Raw genomic sequence first — 4,585 nt, 5'->3', positions numbered from 1 at the left:
CGGGAGGGTGTGGGAGAGTAGGTCACCGCCGGACAACCATTACACGGTCGAGAGCCCCAACCACACGGTTGGGGCTCTCCCGCATTTAAACACCCAAACCGTTCCGGGCGAACCGGGCCGCAGGCCGGCATCTAGACTTACCAACTATGACCCCTCCTTCCGGCGACGCCCCGTCCGGCCGCGGCCCGGGTGCGTCCGCCGGACCGGTAAAGCGTGCCACCATCCTTGACGTGGCCGCCGCGGCCGGCGTCTCCCGGCAAACTGTCACCCGCGCCATGAACGCCATGCCCGGCATTCGGCCGGAGACGCGCCAACGGGTCCAGGAACTCGCGCGCGAACTGGGGTACACGCCCAGCCGCTTCGCCAAGGGGCTGGTCCAGGGGGCGAGAACGTCGGTGGGTCTTGCCATTCCGGATCTCACCAACCCGTACTATCCGGCATTCGCCTCCAGCGTCGTCGAGTTGGCCACGCAGCGAGGCTGGCACGTCGTCTTGGATGACTACGGGCATGGCGGTGCCACCGGCGTGGAGTCGGTGGAACATCTCGCGCCCCAGGTGGACGCCGTGATCGGATACCTTGGCGGCGCCACGGACGAAGCGCATGCCATTCTTGGCCCCCGGCCCCTTGTGGTTCTCGACCAGCCGTCGGGGTCAGCCTCAGGCCGGATCTCCTTTGACTACGGCCATGCCGCGCGCGCGGCCCTGGACCACTTGCGGGCTAGGGGCTGCCGCCAACTCGCATACATCGACCGTGCGGATTCAGGCGCCGGCCATGCCGCAGCATCGGCGCTCACGGGGGAGCGGGGGCGTGCAACAGTCTCCGCGCAGGGCGGAGTGACTGCCCGCGGCCACGCCTTTGCCCGCAGCGCCGCTGCCTCCGGCGTGGCGTTGGCGGTGTCCGTATCACCTGAGTCGGCAGCGGATGCCCGCCAAGCGACGCGCCGGCTGCTCGAGGAACACCCCGGCACAGACGCGATCGTTGTGTTCAACGACCTCATGGCGGCGGGAACTCTGAAGGCCCTGGCGGAGTCGGGCCGCGCTGTCCCTGCGGATTGCGCCGTGATCGGCATGGACGGCATTCCGCTCGGGGAACTGCTGACGCCGGAGCTCACCACCCTCTCACTGGACCTGCGAGAGGTGGGACGGGCCGCCGTCGAACTTCTGGACGGCCTGCTCACGGGTGCCATCGAGCCCGGTGGACCGGGTTCGGAGTTGGTGCTTCGCCACCATTTGGTGCTGCGCCAGTCCGCCTGACCGGGCCGGCTCCCCTACCCAAACGACTCCGACCACAGTAGTCTTAGACCGTTTCGTGAACGTTCACGAATATGCATCCAGCACCCAACCCAGGGGACAAGCATGTCAGTCGATTCATCCACGGCGCCCGCGAATTCACGCCCGGCAGGTTCCGCTGGCCGCCACTTGGACGTCGCGGCAGGGCAGGTCAGGGAGCTCGAATCGGCGGCGCCCGCCGACGGCGCTCTTCCGGCGCGCGCCTACCTCCACAGTGATGCGGCCCGCAAAGTCCTGAACGGCACCTGGAAGTTCCGGCTTCACGGCGGGGTCAGGCTGGCGCCTGTGGACGGCTGGCAGCTGGGCCAGGACCTGGCTGGCTTCGAGGATTTACCGGTGCCGTCCAGCTGGCCGATGCACGGACACGGCTCGCCCTGGTACACGAATGTGCAGTACCCGTTTGCGGTTGAGCCTCCCCACGTTCCGGACAGGAACCCGACCGGCGACCACCTTGTGGAGTTCGACGCCGGGCCCGAGTTCTTTCCGCGGTCCGTCCTGCGCTTTGACGGCATCGAATCTGCCGGCACGGTGTGGCTGAACGGAACCAGGCTCGGCACTACCCGCGGCAGCCGCCTGGCGCACGAGTTCGACGTCACCAACGTCCTCGTCCCGGGGCGAAACACCCTGGCCGTTCGTGTTGCACAGTTCTCGGCCGCCAGCTACCTCGAAGACCAGGACATGTGGTGGCTGCCGGGAATCTTCCGTGATGTCACTCTCCAGGCGCGCCCTGGCGATGGAATCGACGATGTCTTTGTCCATGCAGGTTTCGACCATGTCACCGGGCAGGGCCTCCTCATGGTGGAGGCGACCAGGGGCGGAAAGGCGATTGACGCCGTCGTACGGCTTCCCGAGCTGGGGCTGGAGCTGGCCGCGGGAAGCGAGCTGCGCATCCCTGGGGTGGACCCGTGGTCCGCCGAGCTCCCGCGACTGTACGGGGCCACGGTCAGCACCGCCGGTGAGACCGTAAACCTCCACGTGGGCTTCCGCTCCATCACGATCGAGGACGCGCAGTTCAAGGTCAACGGCCAGCGGATCCTGCTGCGCGGCGTGAACCGGCACGAACATGATCCGCGGCTCGGGCGAGCGGTTCCGCGCCAGGTCATGGAGGCGGAGCTGCGGCTGATGAAACAACACAACGTCAACGCCATCCGCACCTCCCATTACCCGCCGCACCCGGAATTCCTGGCCCTCGCGGACCGGCTGGGTTTCTACGTGGTGCTGGAATGCGATCTGGAGACCCACGGCTTTGAAAGCGCCGGATGGAAGCAGAATCCCAGTGACGACCCGCAGTGGCAGCCGGCGCTGCTGGACCGGATGCGGCGCACTGTTGAGCGGGACAAGAACCACGCCTCCGTGATCATGTGGTCGCTGGGGAACGAGTCCGGCACGGGGCGGAACCTGGCGGCCATGTCCCGTTGGACAAAGCACCGCGACCCGTCCCGGCCCATCCACTACGAGGGCGACTGGAGCTCGCCCTACGTGGACGTCTACTCGCGGATGTACGCCGATCAGGCCGAGACCGCGCTGATCGGACAGCGGATGGAGCCTGCCCTGGACGATCCCGAGCTCGACGCCCGGCGGCGCGCCATGCCCTTTGTCCTTTGCGAATATGTGCACGCGATGGGCACCGGACCGGGCGGCATGACCGAGTACCAGGAACTCTTCGACCACTACCCGCGGCTCATGGGCGGCTTCGTCTGGGAATGGTTGGAGCACGGCATCACGCGCACCGGTAACGATGGCCGCGAGTACTTCGCCTACGGCGGCGACTTCGGTGAGGAAATTCACGATGGCAATTTCGTCACGGACGGCCTCGTCGATGCCGACCGAAAGCCCAGGCCCGCGCTGCTGGACTTCAAGAAGGTCATTGAACCGCTGGCCATTACCATCGCGGCGGACTGGACCACCTTCACCGTTGCCAACAAGTTCGACTTCGCGGACACATCCGCTGTCCGGTTCCGCTACACCGTCGAGGTCGACGGCGGCACTCTCGACGGCGGTCCCGTGGACGTCGCGCCGTTGGCGCCCCGCACTGAATCCACCATCGCGCTGCAAGCAGGACTGGCTGGGCTGGCCGCCGATGCACCCGCCGTGCTGACAGTCCGGGCCGAGTTGGCGGAGGACACTGAGTGGGCTGCCGCCGGGCATGAGCTCGCGTGGGGCCAGGCATTCATCAACCAGCCCGAAGTCCCTCAGGTCCGTGCGGCTGAAGTCGTGGTCGAGACCGGAGCCGGTGAGCTGCGGCTGGGTCCGGCGACCTTCTCCCGGGCCGCCGGGGCGCTGACCAGCCTGGGCGGGCTGCCGGTGAATGACCTGCGGCTTGTCCTGTGGCGCCCTCCCACGGATAACGACCACGGAGTGGACTGGTGGGGTAACCCCGAAGCCCGCACCCTCGCGCAGCGGTGGGTCGAGGCCGGCCTCAACCGGCTGCACTCCCGGCTCATGGGCATATCAGCCGTGCCCCACGCGGACGGCGGCGAGTCACTGGAGATCAGGACGCGGGTCGGCATTGCGGGCAAGCAGTACGGCGTGTTTGTGGATTACCTCTGGACCAGCGACGGCGGAAGGCTCAGCCTGCGGACCCGGCTGCGTCCTGACGGGGACTGGACCGATAGGGGACGCGACGTGCACTGGGCGCGGATCGGACTGGAGCTCGTTTTGGGCACCGAAGCCCGGCGCGTCGACTGGTTCGGACAAGGGCCCCATCAGGCCTATCCGGATACGGGACAAGGCACGCGCAAGGGGTGGCATTCCCTGCCCGCCGCCGACATGGCCGTGGATTACGTCCGCCCGCAGGAGTCCGGTGCCCGCGCGGCTGTACACAGCGCAAGCCTGGACCTGGGCGCCGGCAGCCTGGCCGTCAGCGGGGAACCCTTCGCGCTGACAGTCAGGCCGTACAGTCAGGCTGCGCTTGATGCCGCCAATCACCAGCCGGACCTGGTGCCGGACGGGTGCACCTACGTCTATCTCGACCACCTCCAACGCGGAGTGGGAACCGGCGCCTGCGGTCCTGGAGTGCTGGAGGCCTACGTGATCCACCGGCGGGATGCAGACTTCACCTTGGTCCTTGAAGTCACGGGTTGATGGCTTGGAATCAGGTTCCATCAGGAGCACGTCCACGGCCCAACAGGAGCACTGATGGAATGTGACGCGCTCCATAGCGGGCAGATAGCCTCGAATCCGCCCTACGGACGACCGATGTGCGCTTCCATCGCACCGAAGTTCCGCGGATTTGTGGGGTTTTTGGGGTGTGTGGTGGGGGTGTTTGGGTGGGTTTGCGGTGGGGGGTTGGTGGG

2 protein-coding genes are annotated in these 4,585 nt (G+C 67.2%); both read left to right on the top strand.

Going from position 1 to position 4,585, the window contains the following annotated elements:
* Positions 1 to 146 precede the first annotated feature (146 nt).
* Positions 147 to 1,253, top strand: a complete 1,107-nt coding sequence (locus AC5RUM_RS21400; RefSeq protein ID WP_494036839.1) for a LacI family DNA-binding transcriptional regulator — start codon at positions 147 to 149, stop codon at positions 1,251 to 1,253.
* A 102-nt stretch (positions 1,254 to 1,355) separates the two neighbouring features.
* Positions 1,356 to 4,373 (top strand): glycoside hydrolase family 2 TIM barrel-domain containing protein, encoded by a 3,018-nt coding sequence (locus AC5RUM_RS21395; RefSeq protein WP_494036838.1) that lies wholly within the window; start codon positions 1,356 to 1,358, stop codon positions 4,371 to 4,373.
* The last annotated feature ends 212 nt before the right edge of the window (positions 4,374 to 4,585 follow it).

The organism is Arthrobacter sp. B2060 (genome assembly GCF_059090445.1).
Note: the sequence above shows the minus strand (reverse complement) of the source record. Positions and strands in the feature narration are given on the sequence as shown.